We start from the raw sequence: 23735 nt of genomic DNA on the forward strand, positions 1-23735 counted from the left end.
GGCAATGGCTTGACCCCTTTGGCGCGCGCTCATGCGGGATCAGTGGAGTATGAATGAAACACCGCCCAATGGTGACGCGCGCATCGACCGTGAATCCGCGACCGATGCGCAAGGCGCGGAACGTCCGAGCCCCATCGGCGCGCCGGCACCCGGCGAGCGGGCACCGGCGCGGTCGGATCTCAGGGAAGCGCCTTGAGCCGCAGGATCTCGGCGTTGCGCCAGTCGCTGATCGGCTGCCAGGGGCCGTAGAGGATGTCCTCGTCGCTGAAGGGCTCGCCGGGATAGCCGCAGCCCACCAGCCAGGAGGCCGGTTTGCGCAGGGCGCCGGGAATGCCGTCGGCTTCCGTGTGGCAGAACATCTGATCGGCCATGCCGTCCGGGCGCGGCTGATCGTTGATGTAGACGGCCATGTCCAGGGCCTCCTGCGCGCTCAGGGTCAACGGATCGCCGAAGGGCATGTGCGCCTTGATGTAGCCCGCCAGGTTCTGGCTGTTGTAGAAGGCCGCGCCGCGCGAATAGCCGTCCGCGCCCCAGAGGGCCGGGACGCGCGGGCGGTTCTCGCCCCGGCGGTACTCGCCGCGTCCGGGACCGTCCTGGCTGTGGCAGGAGGCGCACTCCTGGGCGTAAAGGGCCGCGCCCTCCTGGGGATCCGCCGTCATCTGGGCCACGTTCGCATCCACCACCGGCAAGGCATGGCCCGGCAGATTGGATCATCCCGCGCCCTGCATGGCGGGGTCGGTGACGCCGTCGGCGAGCCACTGAATGTAGGCCACCATGTCGCGCATCACCGGATCCTGCTTGGTCGGGGTCTGGGCGGTGTTCATGCAGTTGCGGAAGCAGTCGATGATGGAGTCCTCCAGATCCCGGTTGTAGTTGAGCGGGCGGAAATAGGGCCGTCCGGCGTATTTGTCCGGCGATTGGTACATGGGCGTGCCGAAGGGCACCTGACCGCCGGTGAAATGGCAGCTCGAACAGGCGGTGGTGGTGGTCGCGTAGGGGGTGCCGTCCGGGAATTTCTTGTTGCCGTCCGGCCCCAGGGTGCGACTGGTGTGATGGATGTACTCATAGCCGCGGCGCACGTTGGCCGGGGCGGTCTTGATCTTGCGGCAGTTGTACCAGGCGCCCATGGTGTCGCAGTCCGGCTCGACGATGGCGCCGTCGAAGCCGAGGTTGTCCGCGAGCGCCAGGGGCGCCATGAGGGTCAGGACGCCGGCCCAGGCTGTGGTCTTCTTCATCGCACCTCTCCGAATCCGCTGTTGGTGGTTGTGCTTGGTGGTACTCGTGGCCAGTCGCTGGCCCCAGTGGGTTCTCCGGGCAAGGGACGGTCATGGGAGCCGGCCGCCCGGCGCGCTGGGGCTCTCGGAAGGGTCAACAGTCGCAACGGCACCGTTATTCCCGACGCGCGTCGAAAAAAATTCCTCCGGCCGATGGAATAACCAAGCCGCCCGCCCTGTTTCTACCCTTGAGGCGCGGACCCAGCGACATCCCTCGACACCCTGACTCCAGGTCGCGCGCCGTCGCGACGCCAAGACGCAACTCGAAACAGGAGACGCCCGATGAAGACCCGACTCATGGCTCTGAGCCTGGCCGCGGCCCTGCTGGCCGGCGGTCCGATCGCGACCGTCTTGGCCAGACAGGGCGCCGATGATCCCATCAACAGCGCGTCGCCCGGCGATGACCGTGGCGGTGAGCGCACGCGCGGTGCCGACGATGACGGCGGGGATGATCGGGGGCGTGACGATGACCCTGGCCGACTGGGCTTTCCGGTCGAGATCGACGTGGAGACACCTCGGCGCGGCGACCGGGTCGGCCTCGGCGGACGCGGCTGGCTGGTCGATCTGGAGATCGAATACCAAGTCCCCCTGGCGCGAACCGGCTTCACGGTGAATCCGGATGGCGTGACGCCTGGCTTCCAGCTCACCGGAGCGGCAACGCATGCCAACGCCGCGCCGCTGCCGGGCACCTTCGGTGTCGGTGCCGATGACCGGCTGCCGGGTCTGATCGTGCTGCTCACGACCACCAGCGCGGCGTCCGGCGGCCCCTGTCAGAACCTGGCCAACCTCTTCAATCTGACCGGGATCACTGACCTCGACAGCGACCAGGCGGAGCTGTGGGACACCTGGATCATCGGCGCGTCCAATTTCGGGAGCGACGTCGACAGCACCCTCTTCGTCGCGGTCGCGAGCGATCTCAACGGCGACGGCATCTACAACGATGCGCCGGATGTGCTGACCGATTCGGAGGGCGACGGCTTCTGCACCCAAGCGGACCTGCTCGACCATGGCGTCGTCTCCAACATCGAGCCGGTGCATTTTCACATCAATGGGGCCGTGGATCTGACCGGGCTGCCGGTGGTTCCCTGAGCGCGAGGCGAGTCAGCGATGAATGAGGGGATCACGGGCGAGTTGCTCGCCACGCAGATACCGAGGTTGCGGCGCTACGCCCGTGCCCTCACGCGCAACGTCCAGGCCGCCGACGACCTGGTTCAGGATTGTCTGGAGCGGGCCTGGCGCAAGGGTCACCTGTGGGAGCACGGCACGGATCTGCGCGCCTGGCTCTTCACCCTGATGCACAATGTCCACATCAATGCCCTGAAACGCCGGCAGCCCGAGACCGAGCCCATGGTGCACAGCGACTACCCCGACCCCCGGCCGATCGCGCCCGACGCCGGACTGCATCTGCGCGACCTGGAGCAGGGACTCGCCCGGCTGACGCCCGAGCAACGCGAGGTGCTGCTGCTGGTGTGTCTGGAGGAGATGCGCTACGAGCAGGTGGCGAGCGTGCTCGGCGTGCCGATCGGGACCGTGATGTCCCGCCTGCACCGGGCGCGCGAGCGGCTACGCACCTGGATGGCCGACGAGAAGACGCCCCCGCTACGGAGGGTCAAGTGATGAACAAGCCCCTATCCCAAGAACGGCAAGACCTCCACGCCTATGTCGACGACCAGTTGCCGCCGGCCGCCCGCGCGCGGGTCGAGACCTGGCTCGCGGCCAATCCGCAACCGCGCCGTCAGGCCGAGGACTATGCGGCGATTCGCGATGGACTGCGCGCGCTCTACGCCCCGGTCATGAGCGAGCCGGTGCCGGAGCGCTGGCGGCAACGTCCCCGGGAGTGGCGGCGACCGCTCATGGCGCTGGCGGCGAGCGTCCTGCTGCTGCTCACCGGGACCTGGATCGGCCTGCGGCTCGGGCCGGTCGCGGATCTGCCCCTGGCCGGCGTGCCCCATGTGGTGCGCGAGGCGGCCATGGCCTATGCCGTCTACACGCCGGAGGTCCGCCATCCGGTGGAGGTGCCCGGCGAGCAATCCGAGCATCTAGTGGCCTGGCTGACCAAACGCATGGGGGTCCAGATGCAGGCCCCCACGCTGGAGACCCTGGGGTATGCGCTCGTCGGCGGCCGGCTGCTCTCCGGCGACGATGGACCGGGCGCGCTGCTCATGTACGAGGACGCCGAGGGACGACGGGTGGTGCTCTATGCCTGCCGCAACGAGGACGCGGACCGCAACACCGCCTTCCGCTTCGCCCAGGCGGAGGGTGTCTCGGTTTTCTACTGGCTCGAGGGCGCACTGACCTACGCCCTGGCCGGCGAGGTCGACCGCGCCGCATTGCAGGGTCTGGCGGAGTCCGTCTATCGGCAGATCGCGATTTGACTCTCGCCGATGGCTCTCAACGTGGAGTACGCTCGCATCGAGCGTCCCCACAAGCCCATGCGGCGGATGGCGACGTCGGTCGTCGATGCGACAGGTACCAAGGCCAAATAAGAGCGAAGCGGCCTCAGAGTGCTACGGCTAGCCAGCAAAGGTGAAATGATCGCCGCCATCGGCAAGCTGGGTAACGGACAGGGGATGAGCGGTAGTGAGTTTCGACCCGAACGAGACGGCCAACGGGGCGTATGATTGACGGCGTTGAGTAGGATGTCGTTCATTGAGCGTCCTCCACTTCCGCCACGACACGCCTTTGGGAGGCGGTGCATGTCAACGACTGAGACCCGCCTCTTCAAGCCGGTGCCCGGCTTGTCTGCCTTGATTGATGGCGAGGCGCCGGTGCCTCTCAGCGACCTCTGCACCAAGGTGCTCGATCTCATGCCCAACGGCGTCGCCGTGTGTCGGATGCTGTTCGAGGCGGGGGTTCCATCCGACTATATCCATCTTTACACCAATCCCGCCTTCCACGCGCAAACCGGACTGGGCCAGATCCGTGGCCAGCGCCTCACCGAGGTCATGCCCGGCCTCCGTGAGGCCGATCCCCGGCTGTTCGAGATCTACGGGCGTGTGGCCGCCAGCGGGCAACCGGAACACTTCGATCTCGCTGTCCAGTCCCTCGACAAGTGGTTTTCGATTCAGGTTTTTTGTCCGCAACCCGAATACTTTGTCGTCATTTTCGATGACATCACCCAGCGCAAGCAGGACGAGGCTCAGCTCCGTCTCCAGTCGCTCGTGCTCGATCAGATTCAAGATCATGTGACCATGACGGATCTGCGCGGCGTCGTGACCTACGTCAATCGCACCCAAGTCGAGGCTTTGCAATGTCCTCCCTCAGCGAAGATCGGTCAGCACGTCTCGGCCTATGGCGAAAGCCCCCAGGCGGATGCGACCCAGCAAGAAATCGTTGAGGCCACGCTGAGGCAAGGGGCTTGGAACGGCAAGGTGGTGAACGCGCGGCCGGATGGCTCATCCCTGTTTCTCGATTTGCGCACCACCTTGGTCAAGGACGAAGCCGGCCAACCCGTCGCCATGGTGGGGATTGGGACCGACATCACCGCGCGGCTTCAAGTCGAGGCCGCGTTGCGCGACAGTGAACGCCATTACCGCATCCTGTTTGACAACCTCTTTGCCGGCGTGGTGGTGCATGGCCCCGACACCAGCATCTTGTTCTCCAATCCGATGGCCTCGCACCTCCTGGGGCTGACGACGGCACAGATGCGTGGGATCACGACCATTGATCCGGCGTGGTGTTTCATCCGCGAAGACGGTACCCGAATGCCGGTGGCGGAGTATCCGGTCCATCGCGTCGTCGCGTCCGGCGTCGCCACGCACAATTTGATCTTGGGTATTCTCAGACCCGACCGCAAACGACCGACCTGGGTGCAGTGTGAAGCGCATCCCATCCAGGGCGAGCAGGGTCAAATCCAGCAGATCGTCGTGACCTTTTTCGAGATTACCGAACGCAAGCAAACCGAGGAGATCCAAGCTTTTTTGGCGCGGACGGTCAGCACGGTCACGGAGCCGTCTTTTTTCCATGCTTTGGCGCGTGACCTGGCCGAGCGTCTCGGCCTGTTCTATGTCTGCATCGATCGCCTCGAAGGGGATGGATTGCACGCCCGCACCCTGGCCGTTTGGTGTGATGGGCACTTCGAGGACAACGTCACCTATGCCTTGCAGGACACCCCCTGCGGCGAGGTCGTCGGCCAACAGCTCTGTTGCTTCCCGGACAGCGTCTGCCAGTCCTTCCCGCGTGACCAAGTGCTTCGCACGTTACGTGCGGAGAGTTATCTCGGGACCACGCTCTGGAGCCATACCGGCCAACCGATCGGCCTGATCGCGCTGATCGGACGGACGCCGTTGGACAATCGCCCCTTTGCGGAAAGGGTCTTGAAACAGGTGGCGATCCGCGCGGCGGGCGAATTAGAACGACTCTTTACCGAGGAAGCGCTGCGTGAAAGCGAACAACATTTCCGCACCCTGGCCAATGGGGGTTCGACACTGATCTGGACCTCCGGGCAAGATCAGTTGTGCCACTATTTCAACGAACCCTGGTTGCGATTTACCGGACGGACGCTGGAGCAGGAACGGGGCAACGGCTGGACCGAGGGCGTGCATCCGTTGGATTTCGACCGCTGTCGGCACACCTATGTCACCGCCTTCGAGCAACGCCAACCCTTCAGCATGGACTACCGCCTACGCCATGCCGATGGCACCTATCGCTGGCTCCGAGATGACGGTAACCCACGCTATGACAGTCAGGGTTTGTTTCTCGGCTATATCGGGTTCTGTGTCGACATCAGCGAACAAAAGGCCGCCGCGGAAGAGCTGGAGCGCTACCGCCAACATCTGGAACAACTCGTTGATGCGCGCACGCGCGAGCTGGTGATCGCCAAGGACGCCGCTGAAACGGCCAATGTCGCCAAAAGCGCCTTCCTCGCCAACATGAGCCATGAAATCCGCACCCCCTTGAATGCCATCACGGGAATGGCCCACCTGCTCAAGCGCACCAGTGTCAGCCCGCAGCAAGCCAGCCGGCTCGACACGATCGATGCCGCTGGCCGGCATCTGTTGGACATCATCAATGCCGTCCTGGACCTCTCCAAGATCGAAGCCGGCAAATTCGACCTCGACGAAACCGACGTCAACGTCGGCCGCCTCACCGCCAATGTCGCCTCTCTGCTCTTCGAGCGCGCGCGGGCCAAAGGGCTCAAACTGACCGTTGAGACCCAGCCGCTACCCCATCCGCTCTTGGGCGATCCCACCCGGCTCCAGCAAGCCTTGCTGAACTACGCCACCAATGCGATCAAGTTCACCGAGACGGGGACCATCACCCTCCGCACGCGGGCCGCGGCGGAGGAAAAAGAGCGTGTGTTGGTCCGCTTCGAGGTGCAGGACACCGGAATTGGCATTGCCCCGGCGATCCTTCCCAAACTCTTTTCGGTCTTCGAGCAGGCCGATAACTCGATTAGCCGCCACTATGGCGGGACCGGGCTGGGGTTGGCTATCACCAAAAAGTTGGCGCAGTTGATGGGGGGCGAGGCCGGCGTGGACAGTACGCCCGGTGTGGGCAGTACGTTCTGGTTCACCGCGCGGCTCAACAAGGGGATGTCCGCGACCGAGCCGGGGCCAGCCGCTCCGATCGGTGCGGCCGAGACCCTCCTCGTGCGGGATTATGCGGGCTGCCGGATCTTATTGGTCGAGGACGAACCGATCAATCGCGAGGTGACCGGAACGCTCCTCGACGATCTCGGGATGGTGATCGAGATGGCCGAGGATGGGGTGCAAGCCGTTGAGCTGGCCCGCCGCAACGTCTATCACCTGATCTTGATGGACATGCAGATGCCGAACCTGGACGGCGTGGAGGCGACCCGCCGGATCCGGCAGTTGAGCGGTCGATCACAGGTGCCGATCCTCGCCTTGACCGCGAATGCCTTTGCCGAGGACAAGGCGCGCTGCGCCGAGGCGGGGATGAACGACTTCATCGCCAAACCGGTCGAGCCGGAGGCGCTGTTCGCGGCCCTGTTGAAATGGTTGGCGCGGCCACCCGCTTGAGGATTCGAGGTTTTCGGATGATGGTGGGAGAACAGGCGAATCCGCTTGCAGGAACAGGAGCGGCACACGAGTCATCGGCACCCAAGCTAATCGCCTTCTTTTTCACGCAAGCCAGGAGAACACGAGGAACGCGTTCAAGAAATCCGCCCTCGGGCTCGCGTTGGCCGGATGTTGGCTCGGTAACGGCCTGTGCGCCGCCGATTCCGCTATCCCCAATCTGGTGGGAACCTGGGTCATTGAAACGGAAGGCGGTGTCCTCGCCAAGGGGGCGGACATCCGGGAGAAAACCCATCATCGCGGCGAGTTCAGCACGCTCAAAGCGCAAGCTGTTGTGACCAAGCCGCAAGGTCGCGTGCTGCACGGCGTGTTCACCTCCCCGCGCGCAACCGAAAAATTTATGGCCGTGATCGGCCTGGATAACAAGACGGTGGCGTTTGCCGATGAGGATGGCGTCTTGGATGGGGAAATCGTTAACGCCGATCGGCTGAATGTGATCTATCGACATATCAGTGAGACCGATACCGTCGTCGGCGTTGGAACTTTTACAAGGAAGAAATAGACGGGAAACCGAGAGTCCCTCTCGGCTGTTCGTCTTGGGGTCTGACAATCATTGGAACGAAAACTTACGCTAAGGGCTCCGACCCCGCCGCGACGGCCAGATACCGGTAGAACGTCGCCCGCGAGATCGCCAGGGTCTTGCAGATCTGCTTCACAGTCAGTGTCCGGCCGGCGTACATCCGCTGCGCGGTCTTCACTCGCGGATCGTCGCCCGTCGTCGGTCTGCGCCCGCCCTGACGCCCGCGTGCCCGGGCGGCTGTGAGCCCCGCCTTCGTCCGTTCCTGAATCAGCCGGCGCTCGAACTGGGCCAGAGCCGAGAAAATGTGAAAGATCAGCTCGCCGGAGGCGCTGGTGGTATCGATCGCGCCATCGCACAGCGAGCGGAAGGCGATCCCCTTGCCCAGCAGTTCCTGGATCAGGGCCACCAGATGTGGCATGGAGCGACCCAGCCGGTCAAGCCGCCACACCACGAGCGTGTCACCGGAGGAGAACCGCCGTGTGGCCCGCACCCGCCAGCGCGGGGCGCGCTATTTGCTGCAAGGTCTGCTCAATTGCGCCTGCTGTGGCCATGTCTTCTACGGCAAGGCCATCAGTTTGAGCGCCGGCAAGGGCCAGCGGCGTGACTATGCCTATTAACGCTGCATCGGCACGGTTGCCTATCGCTTCGGCGGCACGCGCATCTGCTCTAACCACCAGGTGCGTACCGATCGGTTGGAGACGGCGGTGTGGGCTGAGGCTCATCACCTATCACTTTCTGGCAAACTGTGACGTCTTGCGCAGGTCCGGATGCACTTCGCCCAGTCCGCGTGCCACTTCACCAGCCAACCGTTTGACGCTTCCCATGATCCTCAATCACCTCAAACATGCCCCAAGCGTCACAATTTGCCAGAAAGTGATAGGTGATGAGGCGGTCGGGGCAGTCGAGCCATGGAACGGATGGCCTCCTGGAAACGGCAAACCCAGCCTCTCTAGCGTTCGCGCGCCCCCGTGCGGACAAGTCCCTCCGTTTGTTTCACACGCTCGACGAGAAAACCCCTGGCTCGACGTCTTTCGACGGACCGCAACGCCAAAAATGTCAGCCAACCGATCAGGCCCATGCCAACCGTGAAGGCGCCATAGGCCAGCGGCCACGGAATGCCTTGCGTCATCATCGAGAACTCGGACATACCCCCCATGCCGGCCAGCATGTTGATTGGCATGAAGACCACCGTCAGGGTCGTCAGCACCGAAAGCCGCTGGTTTTGGTTGATATTGATAAAGCCGATCGTGGCATCCAGCAGGAAGTTGATCTTCTCGAACAGGAAGGCGGTATGGCTGTTCAGGGACTCGATGTCGCGCAAGATTTCCTTGGCGTCATCGACTTGATCCGACGAAATAAAGCGCCCCCGCATCAGGAAGGACACCATCCGCTGCGTATCCAGGATGTTGCGACGGATGCGTCCGTTGAGGTCTTCCTGCTCGGCGATCTCGGCTAACAGGGCGGACGCTTCGGCATCCGTCATCGCCTTGCTCAAGACGTGGTGGCCCACCCGTCCCAGGGCGGTGTAAATATCTTCCAGGGCATCGGCGGAATACTCGATGTCGGCGCCATAGAGGTCGAGCAAGACATCCTTGGCATCGGAGACATAGCCGGGCTGGTTGCGGGCGCGCAGGCGCTGCAAGCGAAACACCGGCAATTCCTCGTTACGCACGGTGAATAAGATGTCATGGTGCAGGATGAAGGCGACGGGAACGCTGCGTGATTCGCCCTCGCGGTCCAGCAGGAAGTTGGAGTGGAGGTGGACCTCGTCGTTTTCCTCCACGTAAAAACGGGCACTCACCTCCAAATCGGTGGCTTCGTCCGGATCGGGTAAATCCAAGCCGTAATACTGTCCGATACTGTGGCGTTGACCTTTGGAGGCGCCGCGCAGGTCAATCCAGATCGGGTGAAGCGCCGCCAGATCCTGGCGACAGGTAATCGTGACTTGACACAGACGCCCGTTGACCAGCTCGAAGGCGTTCATCTGGCCCTTGCCATCGTGCGGTTCTCGTGGACCCACCAGCGCCTCACGTCGGTCGTCGGCGAGTTCCCACAAGATGTCGTCTTGCCGGTCGTCGGCCACCTGATGCCACAGTTGCTTGGCGTCCTCAAGCGGTAGAGCGGAGAGAGCCTCGCCGATCTCGGTAGCGGACAGCCGTTCCAGTCGCGTCCGTAATTCGGCCAGATGCTGGGTGTGGACCAGTGTTTCGACGCGGTCTCGGTGGGGCATGGCCTGGTTGTGCAGCAGACTGTCGACCAGTTTCTGCTTGTTCAATAGCTCCATTATTTTTTGCATCATGGGGTGGCCAGTGCGTCGTCCAGGACGTGGCGTGGGCTGATCACCGGGTCCACATGGGTCATGAGGTTCAGCACGGGATGACGCTGCATCACCTGTTGTCGGACCCGCAAGGCAATGTCATGTCCCTCGCGGACCGTCAGATCGCCGTCGATTTCCAGATGCACATCCACTAGCATCAGATCCCCGGCCTTGCGGGTTTTGAGGTCGTGATAGCCCAGCACGCCAGGCGTGGCGAGGATGTCATCGGCCAGCGTTGCCACCTGCTCAGCGGACACCGCGCGATCCGACAAGTCGTGCAGGGCGTCCCAGAGAAAGGTCCAGCCGATCTTGCTCACCAGGAACCCGACAATCAGTGCCGCGATCGGATCCAGAAAGGGGAAGCCCAGTAGATTGCCGCCGATGCCAATGGCCACCACCAGGGACGACCCGGCATCCGAACGGGCGTGCCAAGCATTCGCCACCAACAAGCTGGAGCGCACCCGTTCGGCCACCGCCAGCATGTAGCGAAACAAGCCCTCCTTCACGGCCAGGGCGCCCAAGGCTACCCAGAGCGCGAGCAGATGCACGGTGGGAATGGTCTCCGGTGCGAGCAATTTCTGACCGGCGGCCCAGATCATGAACACCCCCACGGCGAGCAGTAAGCCACCCAACACCATCGACGCCACCGTCTCATAGCGTTGATGGCCATAATGATGGTCCGCGTCGGGTGCCTTTTTGCTGTGATGCACGGCGAGGAGGACGACGAAATCCGCGATCAGGTCGGACAGGGAGTGAATCCCATCGGCGATCAAGCCCTGTGACCCCGACAGCCAACCCGCCGCCACCTGGAAACAGGTGAGGAACAGATTGACGACCACACTCACCCAGGTACTCCGTTTGGTCGCGGATTCGCGTTCCTGCGAACTCGATTGGTCGTCAACGTCGTCGAGGACGGTCATGCCATGTGCTCCGAGAATGTGGAAAATGGTTTTGCAGGCAGGATGAGGCCAACGACCGAGGAAGATCGTTCGGGCACGGCGTTGGTTGGAAGGTGTCCCGTTGCCTGAGACGGGCTTATGCGGGCAAACCGGTCCGGAAGAGCTGTACCACCTCCGAGACCACCACGGTCAGCCAGATCACGATACTGATGCCCGCCGCCGCGGCGGCCATATCCTTGATCGCGCGAATGTGCGCGTTGTCGCGGGTTTCCAGAAAATCACAGACGGATTCAATGGCGCTGTTGAACAACTCGGCCATCAGGACTAAGCCGGTGGCGAGCAGGATCAGCTCGACATCCACCCACTCATGAAAGACAAGCGCCAGGACGAGCACGATCACCGACAGCACCACCTTGTAGGCGACGCTGAAATCGTCGAGTACGGCGTGCCGCAGTCCCGCGAGAACGATCCGGATCTTGCGCAGCGGATGATACCCGGCATCACCGGGGCTGAGGAATGAGCGTCGCATGGCGTCTCCGAGGTGGTGCTACAACATTTTTCGCACAAGGGCGATCCAGGCGATCCCCAGGACGATTCCGCCGAGCACGTCCGATGGATAATGGACCTGCAAATAGACGCGCGAGGCCGCCACCGCCAGGATCAGCATCGACGCGATCATCACCATGACCGACGGCCATTCCGGAACGCTGCGGCGCAGGATGAGCACCATGCAGAGCGCGAAGGCGACGATCTGCAGGGTGTGCGCACTGGGAAACGAACCGTTGGTGGGCATGGCGATCAGCGGTTCCAGCAGCGCCGGCCGGGGTCGATCCAGGACCGCCTTGATGACGTAAGCCAACAGCGCCGCCCCGCCGACGCCGATCACCAGCAAGGCGGCTTCCCCGCGCTTGTGCCGCGACAGCAGGATCGTGGCGCTCAAGGCGGCAACCGGCCCGAGCACAGACAAGGAGCCTAACCAGGTCACCCCCCGAAAAAAATGATCCAGCCCCGCGGTTCGGTGGGCGGCGGCGAAGAGGAGCAGTTGTTGATCCCAAGACATCATCGGTTCCTGATTGACGGATCGTGCCAGCAAAAGTGGGCATAGAGGCGGATCCATCCGATCCACGCTCAACGCGCCAGGCAGACGGCTTCTCGCGACCAAGGCGAAGATCGCGCCTTCGCCTTGGATTACTCCAGATGATACGCCAATAGAAGTTCTGGGCGACCTGATCATTGCGTTGCCGCATGGCGTTTGTATTCAAGTCGGCGATCCTCTGTCTGAGTCGGCTCAGTTGCATCCACTCAATATTGAGAGTCATTACCCCATGTCACCACGCGGTGTATATCATTCTCATCATGCATGGACATCCGTTATGGTCGTGGCGCTCCTGGCATCGCTAGCGCTGGCGGGTGCAGCAACCGACAATCAACCTTGCCCCTCCGTTCAAACACCCATTCAGCCTGTGATCGGTGTCATTGAAACGGTACGAGTGATGGACCTTGACATCGAGCTGAACGCGCGGATTGATACCGGTGCCGGCCTGACCTCGATGGATGCCACGATCATTGAAATCATGAAAAGTGATCAGCCATCCAAGCCTGACCGCATCGTGTTTACGCTTGAAGATGGCGTGGGTGGCACCCGCACGCTGGAAAAAGACATCGTCGATTGGGTCAAGATCAAAAAGAAGGGCGCACCCGGTTCGATGCGGCGACCGGTGGTCATCATGACCATCTGCCTCGCTCATCAAGCCATCGCCGACCGTGTCAATCTCGCCGAACGCAAGGGCTTTTCATACCCCATCCTGATTGGCCGTCATCTCTTGAAAAAAGGTCGATTTCTGGTTGACTCGGAGCTGAGTTCGACACGCGTCCCGGCGTGTCAGCCATAGCGGCAAACTGTCGCATGCGGCCAGCGGCTCCGCACAGGGCGTTATTCCAATGCCGTGCGATGCAGAATGAAACATCTCGCCAATGAAAAATAGGCGACAATCATTCCGGTCACAGCCATCAGGACGCTTAATTTCAGCAAGACCGTGTTGACCGCCATGTTTGACGGGAAGGCGTGATTGCCGATCATCAGCAGCATGGATGTCATGAACAGCACCCCCTTCAGTTTGCTGAGACGGTCCGCCGGTATCACGATCTGATTGGAAGCAGCAATCGATCGCATCGTATCCATGATGTATTCTCTTGCCAGCATCAAGAGTCCCAGGTAAAAAAAGAACGGTTGAATTTTGAAGCCGATCATGAAAAATGTTTAGATAATCAAGATCTTATCGGCCATGACATCCAGAAAGATCCCCTGCCTGCTCACCTGATCGAGCTTGCGCGCGACGGCTCCATCGACACTATCCAGCATGACGGCAACCAACAGCAGAAGAAAAGCCATGGACCAGCAATCACTCGCCATCAAAGCCAGGCCAACCCAGGCTAGAATCAGTCGGGTGATCGTGATGTCATTGGCGAGCGTTAACAGGATCGATTTCATCTCATGCCACGACGGTGTCGATTCAGTCGCCGATGATGGGTCATGACTCCCCGCGCTCCTGCGAAACACCTTCGCGCGGGACTTCGTAAGGAAAGCGCACATGGCCGTAGCGGATCAGGAGCACGGCGCCCGCGAGGATCAGGACGGCTGACGCGATAGCGATGATCTGCCACTCGGGGAGTCCTTTCAGATCGAGGATCAGGTGTCGCGCCAGGGCCACCATGGCGATATAGAGCGGCATCCGCACCGGCAGCGCGCCGGACTCCAGATAGACCGCGACCATGCTCAACACCTCCAGATAGATGAAGAGCAGAAGCAAGTCGGCCAGGGTCACCTGGCGAGCGGCGATCATCTCGGCAATCTCCTGGCCGCCCGCGATGAGCGTGGCAATGGAAATCACCGCGAGGCCGATGAGTTCGACGTAGGAGAGGAGCCGCGCGCCGGCGGAGGCCGTTTTGGGATGATAAAAGCGATTCGTCATAAGTTAATTTTTAGGTTGTGTGAACCATCATGCCAGCGTTGAGGCGTCATGCGCGGCCCGTTCGGCCTCTCCGTCCTCAACCGCCTGGGTATCAGTCTTCTTCGACGCTGAGGATGCGTCCGGTCGCGGCATCGACCTGGACCTCTCGCAAACGACCGTCGTCGGCCAGAATCTTGAGTTCATAGCGCCAGGACACGTCGCCAAGATCCTCCGCATCATCGAACTCGACTTCGATCACCTCCCCCGGTATCGCGTGCGCGACCGACGCCAAAATGTCCGCGATGGGCTGCACCTCACCGCGATTCAGCGCCTGACGCGCCCGCTCATGATCCGGTTCGACATCGTGACCTGCTGCCGATGCCGGCATCGCTGAACCCAGCCACAGGGTCGCCAGCGCGAACGTCACGCTAATCGTCGATGAAGTGTGCATGGCGCATCATGTGGTCTGGTTGCTGACCGATCCCTGAGCGAAGCTGACAGCGTTTGGTCAGGTCTGACCGCGTAAGGTGGCGTCTACCTCGCAATCCAGCGCCGTTATCCGACGCGGCGTCAATCCGCTTAGGGGAGTTCGCCGATGCCATCACCCGTGACAACCGATCCCGCCAACCGACTGGACACGCCTCTCGTCACCCCCGTCTACGTCTGGGATCCGCTGGTGCGGCTGTTTCACTGGTCGCTGGCGGCCGGTTTCTTCACCGCCTTCCTGGTCGAGGACAATCTCCTCGACGTGCATGTCTGGGCCGGCTACCTGGTTCTGGCGCTGATCGCCGTGCGGCTGGTCTGGGGCGTGGTGGGAACCCCGTACGCCCGCTTTGACGATTTTGTGCGGGGACCGCGCCAGGTCGGGGCTTACCTCAAATCCATGCTGACTGGGCACGCCCCGCGTTATCTGGGACACAACCCCGCCGGCGGCATCATGGTGGTGGTGGTGTTGCTGGCGGTGACGACAACCGGTGTCAGCGGGCTGATGCTTTACGGTGCACAGGAGTTCGCCGGCCCGCTGGCGGGCTCGATGAGTACGGTTTCCAATGCCACGGCGCATGACCTGGAAGCGGTGCATGCCTTTTTGGCCAATCTCACGTTCGTCCTGGTGATCGCCCACCTGGCCGGCGTGCTCTTTTCCAGCCTCGCCCATCACGAAAACCTGGTCGGGGCCATGCTGACTGGATTCAAACGGAGAGAAGACTGATGAAAACACGCCTGACGATCATCCTGGCCGCCGCTGGCGCGCTTGCCCTGCCCACCACGCTGCTCGCCGCCGATGCCGCCGCCGGCCAAGCGGGCTGGACCAAGGAATACCCGCAGGCGGACGGATCAGAGGCACGCAGTTGTGTGACCTGTCATGGCCAGGATCTGACCCAGCCGGGTCGTCAGGCCAACACCGGCAAGACCATTGAGCCGCTGGCGCCCTCGGTCAATCCCAAGCGTCTGACCGATCAAGCCAAAATCGAAAAATGGCTGCTGCGCAACTGCAAATGGACGCTCGGGCGCGAATGCACGGCCACCGAAAAGGCTGATTTCGTCGCCTATATCAAGACACAGTAAGCGGGAGACCGGATCCATGACCCATCGTAAAGGCAGCCTCATCCTGGTGGGCATTGGCCTGATGACGCTCGGCGGGCTGGAGGTGGCCGTCAGCGGCGAGCTTCCCGACAGGCAGCGGAGCGGTTGGGTGACGCCGCGCGCCGACATCGTTCCGGTCGCCAATACCGCTTACGGCGAGGAATGCGGTTCCTGTCATCTGGCCTATCAGCCGGGCCTGCTGCCGGCGCAAGCCTGGGCGCAGGTCATGGATCCCGCCGCGCTAGGCGACCATTACGGCGACGATGCCTCGCTCGCCGAGGCGCGGCGGACTAAAATCGCCCGCTATCTTGCTGCCAACTCCGCCGATCAGGCCAGCGGAGCACGTTCCCGTGCCTTTGCCGTCGGCTTTAACGCCCATGCAGGCAGCGGGCTGCCGCGCATCACCGAGACGCGCTATTTCAAACGCAAGCATGACGAGGTGCCGGCATCGCTGGTGACCGTCAATCCCGAGGTCGGCAGTTTCGGCCAATGCCCGGCCTGCCACCGCAGTGCCGCCAAAGGCATCTACCACGACAGTCAGATCGATATTCCCGGCCACGGCCCTTGGAAGGATTGAGTCGGGCGGGCCTGACCGACACGCTGTTCATCATCGAAACACAGAAAACGGGAAACCAACGCTCATGCACCATCACAAACCGATCCTCACGCTCCTCACGATCGGCCTGCTCTCGCTGGGCACTGTCGGTCTGGCGTTTGCGGATGACGACGAAGAGGGCGAAGAAGACGAACGCGAGTCAAGCGGCTGGATGGACTCCCGCACTCCGCTCGCCCCCATCGTCAACGCGACTTACAGTCAAGAGTGCGGCTCCTGTCACATGGCCTACCAGCCAGGATTACTGCCGCCGCAAGCCTGGGCGCAGATCATGGAGCCTGCCGCGCTGGCGAATCATTATGGCGACGATGCTTCCCTGACGGATGAACTGCGCACCGAAATCAGCACCTTCCTGGGCGCCAACACCGTCGATCTGGCCCAGCAGGGCAACCCCTATGCCCAGGATCCCGCGAACCCGACGGCGGTTCAGGGTCTGCCGCGCATCACCGAGACCCCGGATTTCAAAAGCAAGCACGATGAGATCCCGGTCCGTCTGATCAAAGATAATCCGGAGGTCGGAAGCCTCAGCCAGTGCAATGCCTGCCATCGCCAAGCGGCTGAGGGCGACTACAACGAGGGTCAGATCAACATCCCCGGCCACGGTCCCTGGAAGGATTGAGCCGCCGTGGATGACGGCCAGCGTTTTGAGGCTGGCAACCAGTGATCGGTTACCGGCCTCAATGCGGATTCATCCGCGTGAAACCGCATGCAGATGGAACGAGCACATTGCGCTGTATCGCGACCCCGACCACCGCTCTGACCCTGGCCCTGTAGAGACGGCGCACCGAGACTGCCATAAAACATTTGATCATTCGCAAAGACGTGTTGCCGTTCCTGATCCTGTTCGGGTCGCTGCTGATCGCGACCGTCATTGCCGACGCCTTGCATGCCATGGATGTGGTCCGCGAGACGTTGGCGACCAGGCCGACTTCGCCAAGGTCATCTTTCGCTGAATGCAACGTATGAAAATCCGCTCTGGTATCTTCGGTCCGGCATTGACCCTGTTGCTGCTTCAAACCAGCGTGACGCCTGCCGAAACCGGGGTCGTCCCGTTGGGATCGACCCGGCCCGTGCAACCCATAACGCTGGCGGTTCCAGAAACCGGCGCCTATACCGGCGCCTATGTTGACTTTGGCGAGCACGAGGATGCGGTCACGCTGGAGCAGATCGAATCCTTTTCAGCACTCGTCGGGAAACGCCAGGCGATTATTGCCTTCTCCAATTACTGGGGCCGCGGCCGCTTCCCGACGGATCAGGTGCGGATCATCGCGCAGGCGGGCGCTGTCCCACTCGTCTTCTGGAACCCCTGGGAGGATCAGGAAGACACCAGGAAATCCCGTTTTGACCTTGCCGCCATTGAGGCGGGTCAATGGGATCAGTACATGGATGCCTGGGCTGCGGAGGCACGGGCGTTCGGGAGGCCGCTCCTGGTGTCCTGGGGACTGGAGATGAACGGCGAGTGGTTCCCTTGGTCGGGGGTCTTCCATGGTGCTGGTGCGTCGGTTCCTGGCGCCGACCCGCCGCGTTACCAAGGCCCCGAAGCGTTCAAACGCGCCTATCGCTATGTCGTCGATCGGATGCGTGCGGCCGGGGCGACCAATCTCGTGTGGATCTTTCATCCGAATAATTCATCGAACCCGGACGCTCCCTGGAATCAGATGGCGGCCTACTATCCGGGTAGCGACTACGTGGACTGGCTGGCCATGAGCGCCTATGGCAAGCAGTTCCCGGGAGAAAACTGGTTGAGCGTCAAAGAGTCGATCCTCAATGATTACGCGGAGCTCGCCGCGCTCGATCCACGCAAGCCGATCCTGCTTGCCGAATGGGGGGTTGGAGAGTTTCCCAAGCAGGGCGACAAAGGGGCTTGGATCCGCGACGCCTTGACGGTGATGGAACACCAATTGCCCAGACTCAAGGCGGCCGTGTTTTGGCACGAGCAGTGGCAGAATGGCGATCTCTCCTACAGCAACCTGCGGGTGAACTCCTCCCTGAGTGCACTGAATGCCTACCGCGAAGGCGTGTCTCACTCATTCTGGCTCCCCGAGCCACGTTACTCGCCCGCCGTACCGGCACCGAAATAGCGCGAATCAGCATCCTGGCGCATCAGGACTTTTCCAACGAGCGAGGGCATCGACCTTGCGTGGATGGTCAGGCAAACATTGCCGACGAAGCGCGCCGGAAGGAGGATGGCGAGCTGATCATTTGCTGACAACGTCATCTAGGGTTCCGTCAGTGGCCGCCGGTTAAGCTGTACCCAAGTCGCGATTGAACGCGGCCAATTATCGCTTCCCAATACAGCCACTGGAGCCTCGACCCATGTTCACGCATTCACTTCTTTCCCGCACGCCCCGGAATCGTTTCCGTCACACGCCGCGGCGCCAGACCGGTTTCGTCCGGTTCTCCTTAAGCGCCGCCAAACGGATCACGAGTCGTCGGTCGGTTCGGACTGAAGCCCGCGCGCCGAGCGCGATAGAGCCGGTGCTCAATATCGAGGAAGCCATTCGCGGCTTCGTCGATGCGCAGCCCGGCCAGCTTTACCGAGGCGGGGCATGAGGGCGGAGTTGATCCGCTCCAACCAGCAGATCAAGCGTTTGACCTCGTGGGATCGTGGAAACCAACCCAGATCGATGTCACGAGCGCTTGAGTGAGGCCCGCGATGAGTACTTGCTCGACGCGATTGGTGGCAATTTCATCCGGCTTGTCATTCCAAGCCGTCCGTTCTGTTTACCCTGTCGATACTCAAAGGAGATCACTGATGCGCCTGAACACCGCTTTGCTCTTGCCTTGCGTGCTGTTAGCCATTCCAGTCTCTGCGGCAACTTGGGAGGCGCTGCCCGAAACGCCCCCGATCCCGGCGGATAATCCGCAGACCGAGGCGAAAATCCAGCTTGGTAAAACGCTCTTTTTCGACCCTCGTTTGTCTGAGCATGGCACCCTGTCGTGTAACTCCTGTCACAACGTGATGGCCGGTGGGGACGACAACCGCCCGAATTCAATCGGCATGCACGACGCCCGCGGCGGACGCAGTGCGCCCACGGTGTGGAATGCCGCCTTTTACTCCGTGCAGTTTTGGGATGGGCGAGCCGCCACCCTTGAAGACCAGGCCAAGGGACCGGTGGTGAATCCGATCGAGATGGGGATGGGCGATCTGGATGAGACCATGGCGCGACTGAAACAGATTCCGGGTTATCAGCCGCTGTTTGCCGCCGCCTTCCCCGACGAGACGACTCCCCTGTCAGCGAACAATGCGGCCAAAGCGATCGCCGCCTTCGAGCGCACCCTCATCACCCCAAATTCACCCTATGACCGCTATGTCAAGGGCGATGCAACGGCTTTGACTGAGCAGCAGGTCCGCGGCATGAACCGCTTCGCCGAGTTAGGCTGCACCGCTTGTCACGCCGGCCCCAATTTCAGTGGACCGACCTTGCCGGTCGGAACCGGCTTTTTCATGAAATTCCCCACTTATCCGGGTAGCGCCTACGACACCCAGTATGGCCTTCTGGAAGACCAGGGGCGCTACATGGTCACCCAGGACCAGAAGGACAAACATCTGTGGCGCGTCCCGACCCTGCGCAACATCGCGCTGACGGCCCCGTACTTCAATCACGGCCGCGTCCCGACCTTGGATCAGGCGGTGCGCATCATGGCCAAGGCGCAATTGAACCAAGAGGTCAGTGATCCCCAGGTCGCGGACATCGTCGCCTTCCTCAACGGACTGACCGGCGAATTCCCGGAGATGAGCCTGCCACGTCTGCCGGGAACGCCAGAGATGAGCGTCATTCCGCCGATCGATCCGCATCTGAAGCAGAATCCGCACCGCTGAGACAACCTACGAGGGAGAGGGTGCGCGTCACCTCCGCGCGCCACGGCCTGCGCCTGCGCCTGCGCCAAATCTGGCCACTGGCTGATCGGGATGCACAGCGTTCGGTCAGGTGCTCGGCTTTAGGCTGTCTCCCTTCCTGGTGACCTAACCGGTTCACTCCCGGCACGACCCACGCCACTGCGAGACCCGCCAATGACGACCAAGACCTCTGTTCAGCCCCCTAACCTCCCGTCCGCAGCGACAAACGACCGTCTCCGCGTCTGGGATCCGCTGGTGCGCACCTTTCATTGGGCGCTAGCCGCTGCCTTTACGATGGCTTTCCTTGTCGAAGATGAACTGCTTGGTGTGCATATCTGGGTGGGTTATCTGGCCCTGGCTCTGATTGCCTTTCGCGTGGTCTGGGGCGTGATCGGCACCCGCTATGCCCGCTTCAGTGACTTCGTGCGCGGGCCACGTCAGGTTCTGGCCTATCTGAAGGATGAGCTGGCCTTCCGTGCCCCACGCTATGTCGGGCACAACCCAGCCGGCGGCGCCATGATTCTGGCGCTGCTGCTGTCGGTTGCGATAACGGGTTGGACCGGTTGGGCGCTCACTGGCGGCGGAGAAGACTGGGAAGAGATCCATGAGTTCTTCGCCTATCTCTCCCTCGGGTTGGTGATCGTACATGTCGCCGGTGTGCTCTTTGCCAGCCTGCTCCATCGGGAAAACCTCATCGGGGGCATGATCACTGGATTCAAACGGCGAGCAGACTGAGGCACGGCCAGCGAAAAAGCTGGTTCTGACCTACACCACAGCACTCATTGATCATCAGTCGTGATCTGCAAGGTTGCCACGCAGGCTTCACCCGACGAATCCTCTCCCAAAATATCGGTTTTTTTGCGCGGCTGTTCATCACTCGCCGTCTTACACTATCGCCGCAACGCGTCGGCTTAAACACTTTATCGGAGGTTTCCGCATGAAACGCTTACTCTTGCTGTCAGTTTTAATGTGTTTGACCGTCACGGCTTTTGCAAAAGACGATCAAGATGATGCCAACGACTTGTTGGAAGGTTGCTGGCCGTTGACGACTGAAGAAATGCAGCAATGTCTATCCGACTGCGGCGAGCCGTCCGCGCCAGCCTATACCGATTGCCAAGCCAACTGCGAAGGATTGCACCAAGCTTGCCAGCAACAGGGGGACGCTCCTGAGCCGACTTAGGAGTAGCGCCAAAGGGACAATCTACATGTGCCGGTGCGTAGCTGTTATGAGATGCGGCCCCGCTTTGCTGTGGGGTTGTCAGGTCGCCCGACAGACGGCATTCATCGCCACGCTTCAGCGCACCGCCTATCTTTTTTCTTCTGCTGATCGCCAGATCCGTGCTAACCAGCAGACGGCGGATCGATTGATCAGCGGGGATCTTCCCGTCGCGACCCGTTGGCCGCGATGCCGTTGTCGTCAGCGATGTCGTAGGCTTGCTGGGTATCCTGTCGTGCTCCCTCGCTCAGCACGGCGCCGGCGACACCGCCCAAGACGGCACCCGTGCCCGCAAGGTCGGAATCTTTCCGTTTGGTGAGCAGCCTGCGTAATCCACACCCATTCGGCCACTGATTCCACGGTCATCCGGCCATCCATTCCACTCTGATCCGGCCGCCCATTCCACGGCGATCCGGCCACTGATTCCAAGGCCATTCGGCCACCCCCGGGCTGGGGGCGACGCAGGACCACGTCCACTAGGATCGACCGCTTTTTCAGAGCAAAGAGGTCGAGAATGGAGCGTTTGTCCATGCGTAAAATTCGTGAATATTTACGGCTGCGCTTTGAGGTTGGGCTATCGGCCCGGCAGATCGCTACCAGCCTACAGGTGGCACGCAGCACGGTCGGGGAGTATGAGCGGCACTTTGCCGCCAGCGGGTTGGGTTGGCCCCTGCCGGCGTCGTTGAGCGACCGAGAACTGGAAGGACGGCTGTTTCCCGCCGCGCTGGGGGAGGCCTTGGCGACCCGTGCGCTGCCGGACTGGACGGAGGTCCACCAGGAGTTGCGCCGCCCGGGCGTGACACTGGCCCTTTTGTGGGAAGAATACCGGGCCGTCTACCCCACGGGCTTCGGCTACAGCTGGTTCTGCAAGCATTACGAGGCATGGAGCGGGAAGCTCGACGTGGTGATGCGCCAGACTCATCGCGCCGGCGAGAAGCTGTTCGTCGACTATGCCGGGCAGACGGTCCCCTTGGTCGACCCCCACACCGGCGAGGTGCAGGCGGCGCAGATCTTCGTGGCCGTGCTGGGGGCCTCCAACTACACCTACGCGGAAGCCACCCGCACCCAGGGACTGGCCGACTGGATCGGCGCCCATGTCAGGGCTCTGGCCTTTTTCAATGGGGTACCAGATATCCTGGTTCCCGACAATTTGCGCAGCGGCGTCAGCCGCGCCTGTCGCTACGACCCGGACCTCAATCCGACCTATGCGGAGCTCGCGCGTCACTATGGCGTGGCGGTCGTTCCGGCCCGGGTGCGCAAACCGCGCGACAAGGCCAAGGTGGAAGTCGCGGTGCAGGTGGTCGAACGCCTGATCCTGGCGGTGCTACGCCACCGCACCTTCTTCTCCCTGGGCGAACTCAACGCCGCCATCGCCACCTTGCGCGAGCGGCTCAATGCCCGCTCCTTCAAGAAACTGCCCGGCTCGCGCGCGACGGCATTCGCCGCCATCGACCAGCCGGTGCTGCGCCCCTTGCCCGAGACCCCCTACGCCTACGCCACCTGGAAGCAGGTGCGGGTGAATATCGACTACCACGTCGAGGTCGACGGGCACTACTACTCGGTGCCCTACACCCTGGTGAAGCAGACCCTGGAGGTACGCCTGAGCGAGCACACGGTCGAATGCTTCCACCAACGCCAGCGCGTCGCCAGCCATGTGCGCTCACCGCTGAAGGGGCGCCACACCACGGTGGCCGAGCACATGCCCAAGGCCCACCAGGACTACGCCGACTGGACCCCCGAACGGCTGGTGCGCTGGGCCAAGAAGACCGGACCCGCCACCGTCGGGGTGATCAGTCACATCCTCGCCCATCGTCCGCATCCCCAGCAGGGCTTCCGGGCCTGTCTAGGAATCCTGCGTTTGGGCGAGCGCTACGGTGACGACCGCCTCGAAGCCGCCTGTGCACGGGCGCTACACCTCAACGCCTGCCGCTACCAGAGCATCGCCTCGATCCTTCAGCGCGGTCTCGATCGCCAAGCCCTCCCGGAAACGCCGACCCAGGCCCTGCCCACCGCCCATGACCACCTGCGTGGTCCCGAGTATTACCACTGAGATCCTGACCAGGAGAAGCTCCCATGCTGCACCACCCCACCCTGGAGAAGCTCCAGCAACTGCGCCTCACCGGCATGCACAAAGCCCTGCGCGAGCCGTTGGCCGTACCGGACATCGCCGCCCTCAGCTTCGAGGAACGCCTCGGCTTGCTCGCCGACCGCGAACTCACCGAGCGCGACAACCGCCGCCTGCATACCCGCCTGCGCCAGGCCAAACTCAAACAGAACGCCTGTCTGGAGGACCTCGATCTCCACACGCCCCGCGGTCTCGACAAGGCCCTCATCACCCAACTGGCCACCGGCCAGTGGATCCGCGAGGGCCTCAACGGCCTGATCCTCGGCCCGGCCGGCGTGGGGAAAACCTGGTTGGCGTGCGCCCTGGCGCAGCAGGCCTGCCGCCAGGGGTTCACCACCCGCTATCGGCGCGCCCCGC

Annotated in this window: 30 protein-coding genes and 1 pseudogene; 20 read left to right on the top strand and 11 right to left on the bottom strand. The window is 62.3% G+C overall.

What is annotated here, in order from left to right; translation table 11 throughout:
• Window positions 1-49: 49 nt before the first annotated feature.
• Complete coding sequence (locus tag CKO27_RS06230; protein WP_200374011.1) at window positions 50-196, top strand: hypothetical protein; 147 nt, start codon at window positions 50-52, stop codon at window positions 194-196.
• Here the strand turns inward: CKO27_RS06230 and CKO27_RS06235 are convergent.
• On the bottom strand, window positions 180-659 hold the full coding sequence (locus CKO27_RS06235) for a c-type cytochrome (protein WP_242470770.1): 480 nt from the start codon (window positions 657-659) through the stop codon (window positions 180-182). The genes CKO27_RS06230 and CKO27_RS06235 overlap by 17 nt on opposite strands.
• Before the next feature lie 51 nt (window positions 660-710).
• Window positions 711-1235, bottom strand: coding sequence for a c-type cytochrome (locus CKO27_RS06240; RefSeq protein ID WP_200374013.1), 525 nt, complete (start codon window positions 1233-1235; stop codon window positions 711-713).
• A gap of 321 nt (window positions 1236-1556) precedes the next feature.
• On the opposite strand from CKO27_RS06240, the gene CKO27_RS06245 reads away from it, so the two are divergent.
• The 5 genes from CKO27_RS06245 to CKO27_RS06265 all read left to right on the top strand — a co-directional run bounded on the left by CKO27_RS06245 (window position 1557) and on the right by CKO27_RS06265 (window position 7814).
• Window positions 1557-2363, top strand: a complete 807-nt coding sequence (locus tag CKO27_RS06245; RefSeq protein ID WP_200374014.1) for a hypothetical protein — start codon at window positions 1557-1559, stop codon at window positions 2361-2363.
• Window positions 2364-2381: 18 nt separating this feature from the next.
• Window positions 2382-2891, top strand: a complete 510-nt coding sequence (locus CKO27_RS06250) for an RNA polymerase sigma factor (protein WP_200374015.1) — start codon at window positions 2382-2384, stop codon at window positions 2889-2891.
• Window positions 2891-3649, top strand: coding sequence for an anti-sigma factor family protein (locus tag CKO27_RS06255; RefSeq protein WP_200374016.1), 759 nt, complete (start codon window positions 2891-2893; stop codon window positions 3647-3649). The genes CKO27_RS06250 and CKO27_RS06255 overlap by 1 nt, the downstream gene beginning before the upstream one ends.
• Before the next feature lie 321 nt (window positions 3650-3970).
• Window positions 3971-7255: a hybrid sensor histidine kinase/response regulator gene (locus CKO27_RS06260; protein WP_200374017.1), complete on the top strand. Its 3285-nt coding sequence runs from the start codon at window positions 3971-3973 to the stop codon at window positions 7253-7255.
• A gap of 220 nt (window positions 7256-7475) precedes the next feature.
• Window positions 7476-7814: a hypothetical protein gene (locus CKO27_RS06265; protein ID WP_200374018.1), complete on the top strand. Its 339-nt coding sequence runs from the start codon at window positions 7476-7478 to the stop codon at window positions 7812-7814.
• A gap of 64 nt (window positions 7815-7878) precedes the next feature.
• Here CKO27_RS06265 and CKO27_RS06270 read toward each other — a convergent pair whose 3' ends face one another.
• Window positions 7879-8250: a recombinase family protein gene (locus tag CKO27_RS06270; protein ID WP_276570133.1), complete on the bottom strand. Its 372-nt coding sequence runs from the start codon at window positions 8248-8250 to the stop codon at window positions 7879-7881.
• Window positions 8251-8311: 61 nt separating this feature from the next.
• Here CKO27_RS06270 and CKO27_RS06275 point away from each other — a divergent pair, with 61 nt between their 5' ends.
• The gene (locus CKO27_RS06275) at window positions 8312-8449 is read left to right on the top strand and encodes a hypothetical protein (RefSeq protein WP_200374019.1); all 138 of its coding nucleotides are present in this window, start codon (window positions 8312-8314) and stop codon (window positions 8447-8449) included.
• Between the two features lie 332 nt (window positions 8450-8781).
• Here the strand turns inward: CKO27_RS06275 and CKO27_RS06280 are convergent, their stop codons facing one another.
• The 4 genes from CKO27_RS06280 to CKO27_RS06295 form a co-directional block, all read right to left on the bottom strand.
• On the bottom strand, window positions 8782-10131 hold the full coding sequence (locus tag CKO27_RS06280) for a magnesium and cobalt transport protein CorA (RefSeq protein ID WP_200374020.1): 1350 nt from the start codon (window positions 10129-10131) through the stop codon (window positions 8782-8784).
• Window positions 10128-11069: a cation diffusion facilitator family transporter gene (locus CKO27_RS06285; protein WP_200374021.1), complete on the bottom strand. Its 942-nt coding sequence runs from the start codon at window positions 11067-11069 to the stop codon at window positions 10128-10130. Before CKO27_RS06285 ends, CKO27_RS06280 begins: the two co-directional genes overlap by 4 nt.
• Before the next feature lie 115 nt (window positions 11070-11184).
• On the bottom strand, window positions 11185-11577 hold the full coding sequence (locus CKO27_RS06290; RefSeq protein WP_200374022.1) for a diacylglycerol kinase: 393 nt from the start codon (window positions 11575-11577) through the stop codon (window positions 11185-11187).
• 18 nt (window positions 11578-11595) lie between these two features.
• Window positions 11596-12108: a phosphatase PAP2 family protein gene (locus CKO27_RS06295; RefSeq protein WP_200374023.1), complete on the bottom strand. Its 513-nt coding sequence runs from the start codon at window positions 12106-12108 to the stop codon at window positions 11596-11598.
• A gap of 13 nt (window positions 12109-12121) precedes the next feature.
• Between CKO27_RS06295 and CKO27_RS06300 the strand changes: the two genes are divergently transcribed.
• Entirely contained in the window at window positions 12122-12940 is an 819-nt protein-coding gene (locus CKO27_RS06300; protein ID WP_200374024.1) for a putative ATP-dependent zinc protease, read from the top strand.
• A 41-nt stretch (window positions 12941-12981) separates the two neighbouring features.
• Here the strand turns inward: CKO27_RS06300 and CKO27_RS25155 are convergent.
• The 3 genes and pseudogenes from CKO27_RS25155 to CKO27_RS06320 form a co-directional block, all read right to left on the bottom strand.
• A pseudogene (locus CKO27_RS25155) lies at window positions 12982-13641 on the bottom strand (CDP-alcohol phosphatidyltransferase family protein).
• Window positions 13580-14020, bottom strand: coding sequence for a phosphate-starvation-inducible protein PsiE (locus tag CKO27_RS06315; protein WP_200374027.1), 441 nt, complete (start codon window positions 14018-14020; stop codon window positions 13580-13582). The pseudogene CKO27_RS25155 and the gene CKO27_RS06315 overlap by 62 nt, the downstream one beginning before the upstream one ends.
• 91 nt (window positions 14021-14111) lie before the next feature.
• The gene (locus tag CKO27_RS06320; RefSeq protein WP_200374028.1) at window positions 14112-14450 is read right to left on the bottom strand and encodes a PepSY domain-containing protein; all 339 of its coding nucleotides are present in this window, start codon (window positions 14448-14450) and stop codon (window positions 14112-14114) included.
• A gap of 144 nt (window positions 14451-14594) precedes the next feature.
• On the opposite strand from CKO27_RS06320, the gene CKO27_RS06325 reads away from it, so the two are divergent.
• The 6 genes from CKO27_RS06325 to CKO27_RS06350 all read left to right on the top strand — a co-directional run bounded on the left by CKO27_RS06325 (window position 14595) and on the right by CKO27_RS06350 (window position 18277).
• Window positions 14595-15209 carry a cytochrome b/b6 domain-containing protein gene (locus CKO27_RS06325; protein WP_200374029.1) on the top strand — a complete coding sequence of 205 codons (615 nt, stop codon included), beginning with the start codon at window positions 14595-14597 and terminating at the stop codon, window positions 15207-15209.
• The gene (locus tag CKO27_RS06330) at window positions 15209-15565 is read left to right on the top strand and encodes a DUF1924 domain-containing protein (protein WP_200374030.1); all 357 of its coding nucleotides are present in this window, start codon (window positions 15209-15211) and stop codon (window positions 15563-15565) included. Before CKO27_RS06325 ends, CKO27_RS06330 begins: the two co-directional genes overlap by 1 nt.
• A 16-nt stretch (window positions 15566-15581) precedes the next feature.
• Window positions 15582-16160: a diheme cytochrome c gene (locus tag CKO27_RS06335; RefSeq protein WP_200374031.1), complete on the top strand. Its 579-nt coding sequence runs from the start codon at window positions 15582-15584 to the stop codon at window positions 16158-16160.
• A 64-nt stretch (window positions 16161-16224) separates the two neighbouring features.
• Window positions 16225-16815: a cytochrome C gene (locus CKO27_RS06340; protein WP_200374032.1), complete on the top strand. Its 591-nt coding sequence runs from the start codon at window positions 16225-16227 to the stop codon at window positions 16813-16815.
• Window positions 16816-17000: 185 nt separating this feature from the next.
• Window positions 17001-17162: a hypothetical protein gene (locus CKO27_RS06345; RefSeq protein WP_200374033.1), complete on the top strand. Its 162-nt coding sequence runs from the start codon at window positions 17001-17003 to the stop codon at window positions 17160-17162.
• Window positions 17159-18277: a glycoside hydrolase family 26 protein gene (locus tag CKO27_RS06350; RefSeq protein WP_200374034.1), complete on the top strand. Its 1119-nt coding sequence runs from the start codon at window positions 17159-17161 to the stop codon at window positions 18275-18277. Before CKO27_RS06345 ends, CKO27_RS06350 begins: the two co-directional genes overlap by 4 nt.
• Here the strand turns inward: CKO27_RS06350 and CKO27_RS06355 are convergent.
• Window positions 18247-18414 carry a hypothetical protein gene (locus tag CKO27_RS06355; protein WP_200374035.1) on the bottom strand — a complete coding sequence of 56 codons (168 nt, stop codon included), beginning with the start codon at window positions 18412-18414 and terminating at the stop codon, window positions 18247-18249. The genes CKO27_RS06350 and CKO27_RS06355 overlap by 31 nt on opposite strands.
• Window positions 18415-18512: 98 nt before the next feature.
• Here CKO27_RS06355 and CKO27_RS06360 point away from each other — a divergent pair, with 98 nt between their 5' ends.
• The 6 genes from CKO27_RS06360 to CKO27_RS06385 all read left to right on the top strand — a co-directional run.
• Entirely contained in the window at window positions 18513-18749 is a 237-nt protein-coding gene (locus tag CKO27_RS06360) for a hypothetical protein (RefSeq protein WP_200374036.1), read from the top strand.
• Window positions 18750-18951: 202 nt separating this feature from the next.
• Window positions 18952-20019 (top strand): cytochrome-c peroxidase, encoded by a 1068-nt coding sequence (locus CKO27_RS06365; protein WP_200374037.1) that lies wholly within the window; start codon window positions 18952-18954, stop codon window positions 20017-20019.
• 192 nt (window positions 20020-20211) lie between these two features.
• Window positions 20212-20772, top strand: coding sequence for a cytochrome b/b6 domain-containing protein (locus CKO27_RS06370; RefSeq protein WP_200374038.1), 561 nt, complete (start codon window positions 20212-20214; stop codon window positions 20770-20772).
• A gap of 202 nt (window positions 20773-20974) precedes the next feature.
• Window positions 20975-21217, top strand: coding sequence for a hypothetical protein (locus tag CKO27_RS06375; RefSeq protein ID WP_200374039.1), 243 nt, complete (start codon window positions 20975-20977; stop codon window positions 21215-21217).
• 550 nt (window positions 21218-21767) lie between these two features.
• Window positions 21768-23303, top strand: coding sequence for an IS21 family transposase (istA, locus tag CKO27_RS06380; RefSeq protein ID WP_200374040.1), 1536 nt, complete (start codon window positions 21768-21770; stop codon window positions 23301-23303).
• 23 nt (window positions 23304-23326) lie between these two features.
• The coding region (locus CKO27_RS06385; RefSeq protein WP_200374041.1) for an ATP-binding protein at window positions 23327-23735 on the top strand (409 nt) is incomplete at its 3' end.

It is taken from the genome of Thiocystis violacea, from assembly GCF_016583575.1.
In the GTDB taxonomy this organism is placed as follows: Bacteria; Pseudomonadota; Gammaproteobacteria; order Chromatiales; family Chromatiaceae; genus Thiocystis; species Thiocystis violacea.

Excerpts from the sequence above, each read along its gene's own strand:
- istA (WP_200374040.1), top strand. The coding sequence starts at position 21,768 with ATGGAGCGTTTGTCCATGCGTAAAATTCGTGAATATTTACGGCTGCGC.
- CKO27_RS06340 (WP_200374032.1), top strand. The coding sequence starts at position 16,225 with ATGCACCATCACAAACCGATCCTCACGCTCCTCACGATCGGCCTGCTC.
- CKO27_RS06260 (WP_200374017.1), top strand. The coding sequence starts at position 3,971 with ATGTCAACGACTGAGACCCGCCTCTTCAAGCCGGTGCCCGGCTTGTCT.
- CKO27_RS06370 (WP_200374038.1), top strand. The coding sequence starts at position 20,212 with ATGACGACCAAGACCTCTGTTCAGCCCCCTAACCTCCCGTCCGCAGCG.
- CKO27_RS06255 (WP_200374016.1), top strand. The coding sequence starts at position 2,891 with ATGAACAAGCCCCTATCCCAAGAACGGCAAGACCTCCACGCCTATGTC.
- CKO27_RS06320 (WP_200374028.1), bottom strand. The coding sequence starts at position 14,450 with ATGCACACTTCATCGACGATTAGCGTGACGTTCGCGCTGGCGACCCTG.
- CKO27_RS06230 (WP_200374011.1), top strand. The coding sequence starts at position 50 with ATGAATGAAACACCGCCCAATGGTGACGCGCGCATCGACCGTGAATCC.
- CKO27_RS06285 (WP_200374021.1), bottom strand. The coding sequence starts at position 11,069 with ATGACCGTCCTCGACGACGTTGACGACCAATCGAGTTCGCAGGAACGC.
- CKO27_RS06365 (WP_200374037.1), top strand. The coding sequence starts at position 18,952 with ATGCGCCTGAACACCGCTTTGCTCTTGCCTTGCGTGCTGTTAGCCATT.
- CKO27_RS06280 (WP_200374020.1), bottom strand. The coding sequence starts at position 10,131 with ATGATGCAAAAAATAATGGAGCTATTGAACAAGCAGAAACTGGTCGAC.
- CKO27_RS06250 (WP_200374015.1), top strand. The coding sequence starts at position 2,382 with ATGAATGAGGGGATCACGGGCGAGTTGCTCGCCACGCAGATACCGAGG.
- CKO27_RS06355 (WP_200374035.1), bottom strand. The coding sequence starts at position 18,414 with ATGACGTTGTCAGCAAATGATCAGCTCGCCATCCTCCTTCCGGCGCGC.
- CKO27_RS06295 (WP_200374023.1), bottom strand. The coding sequence starts at position 12,108 with ATGTCTTGGGATCAACAACTGCTCCTCTTCGCCGCCGCCCACCGAACC.
- CKO27_RS06245 (WP_200374014.1), top strand. The coding sequence starts at position 1,557 with ATGAAGACCCGACTCATGGCTCTGAGCCTGGCCGCGGCCCTGCTGGCC.
- CKO27_RS06290 (WP_200374022.1), bottom strand. The coding sequence starts at position 11,577 with ATGCGACGCTCATTCCTCAGCCCCGGTGATGCCGGGTATCATCCGCTG.
- CKO27_RS06330 (WP_200374030.1), top strand. The coding sequence starts at position 15,209 with ATGAAAACACGCCTGACGATCATCCTGGCCGCCGCTGGCGCGCTTGCC.
- CKO27_RS06375 (WP_200374039.1), top strand. The coding sequence starts at position 20,975 with ATGAAACGCTTACTCTTGCTGTCAGTTTTAATGTGTTTGACCGTCACG.
- CKO27_RS06240 (WP_200374013.1), bottom strand. The coding sequence starts at position 1,235 with ATGAAGAAGACCACAGCCTGGGCCGGCGTCCTGACCCTCATGGCGCCC.
- CKO27_RS06270 (WP_276570133.1), bottom strand. The coding sequence starts at position 8,250 with ATGCCACATCTGGTGGCCCTGATCCAGGAACTGCTGGGCAAGGGGATC.
- CKO27_RS06360 (WP_200374036.1), top strand. The coding sequence starts at position 18,513 with ATGTTCACGCATTCACTTCTTTCCCGCACGCCCCGGAATCGTTTCCGT.
- CKO27_RS06335 (WP_200374031.1), top strand. The coding sequence starts at position 15,582 with ATGACCCATCGTAAAGGCAGCCTCATCCTGGTGGGCATTGGCCTGATG.
- CKO27_RS06315 (WP_200374027.1), bottom strand. The coding sequence starts at position 14,020 with ATGACGAATCGCTTTTATCATCCCAAAACGGCCTCCGCCGGCGCGCGG.
- CKO27_RS06350 (WP_200374034.1), top strand. The coding sequence starts at position 17,159 with ATGAAAATCCGCTCTGGTATCTTCGGTCCGGCATTGACCCTGTTGCTG.
- CKO27_RS06325 (WP_200374029.1), top strand. The coding sequence starts at position 14,595 with ATGCCATCACCCGTGACAACCGATCCCGCCAACCGACTGGACACGCCT.
- CKO27_RS06235 (WP_242470770.1), bottom strand. The coding sequence starts at position 659 with ATGACGGCGGATCCCCAGGAGGGCGCGGCCCTTTACGCCCAGGAGTGC.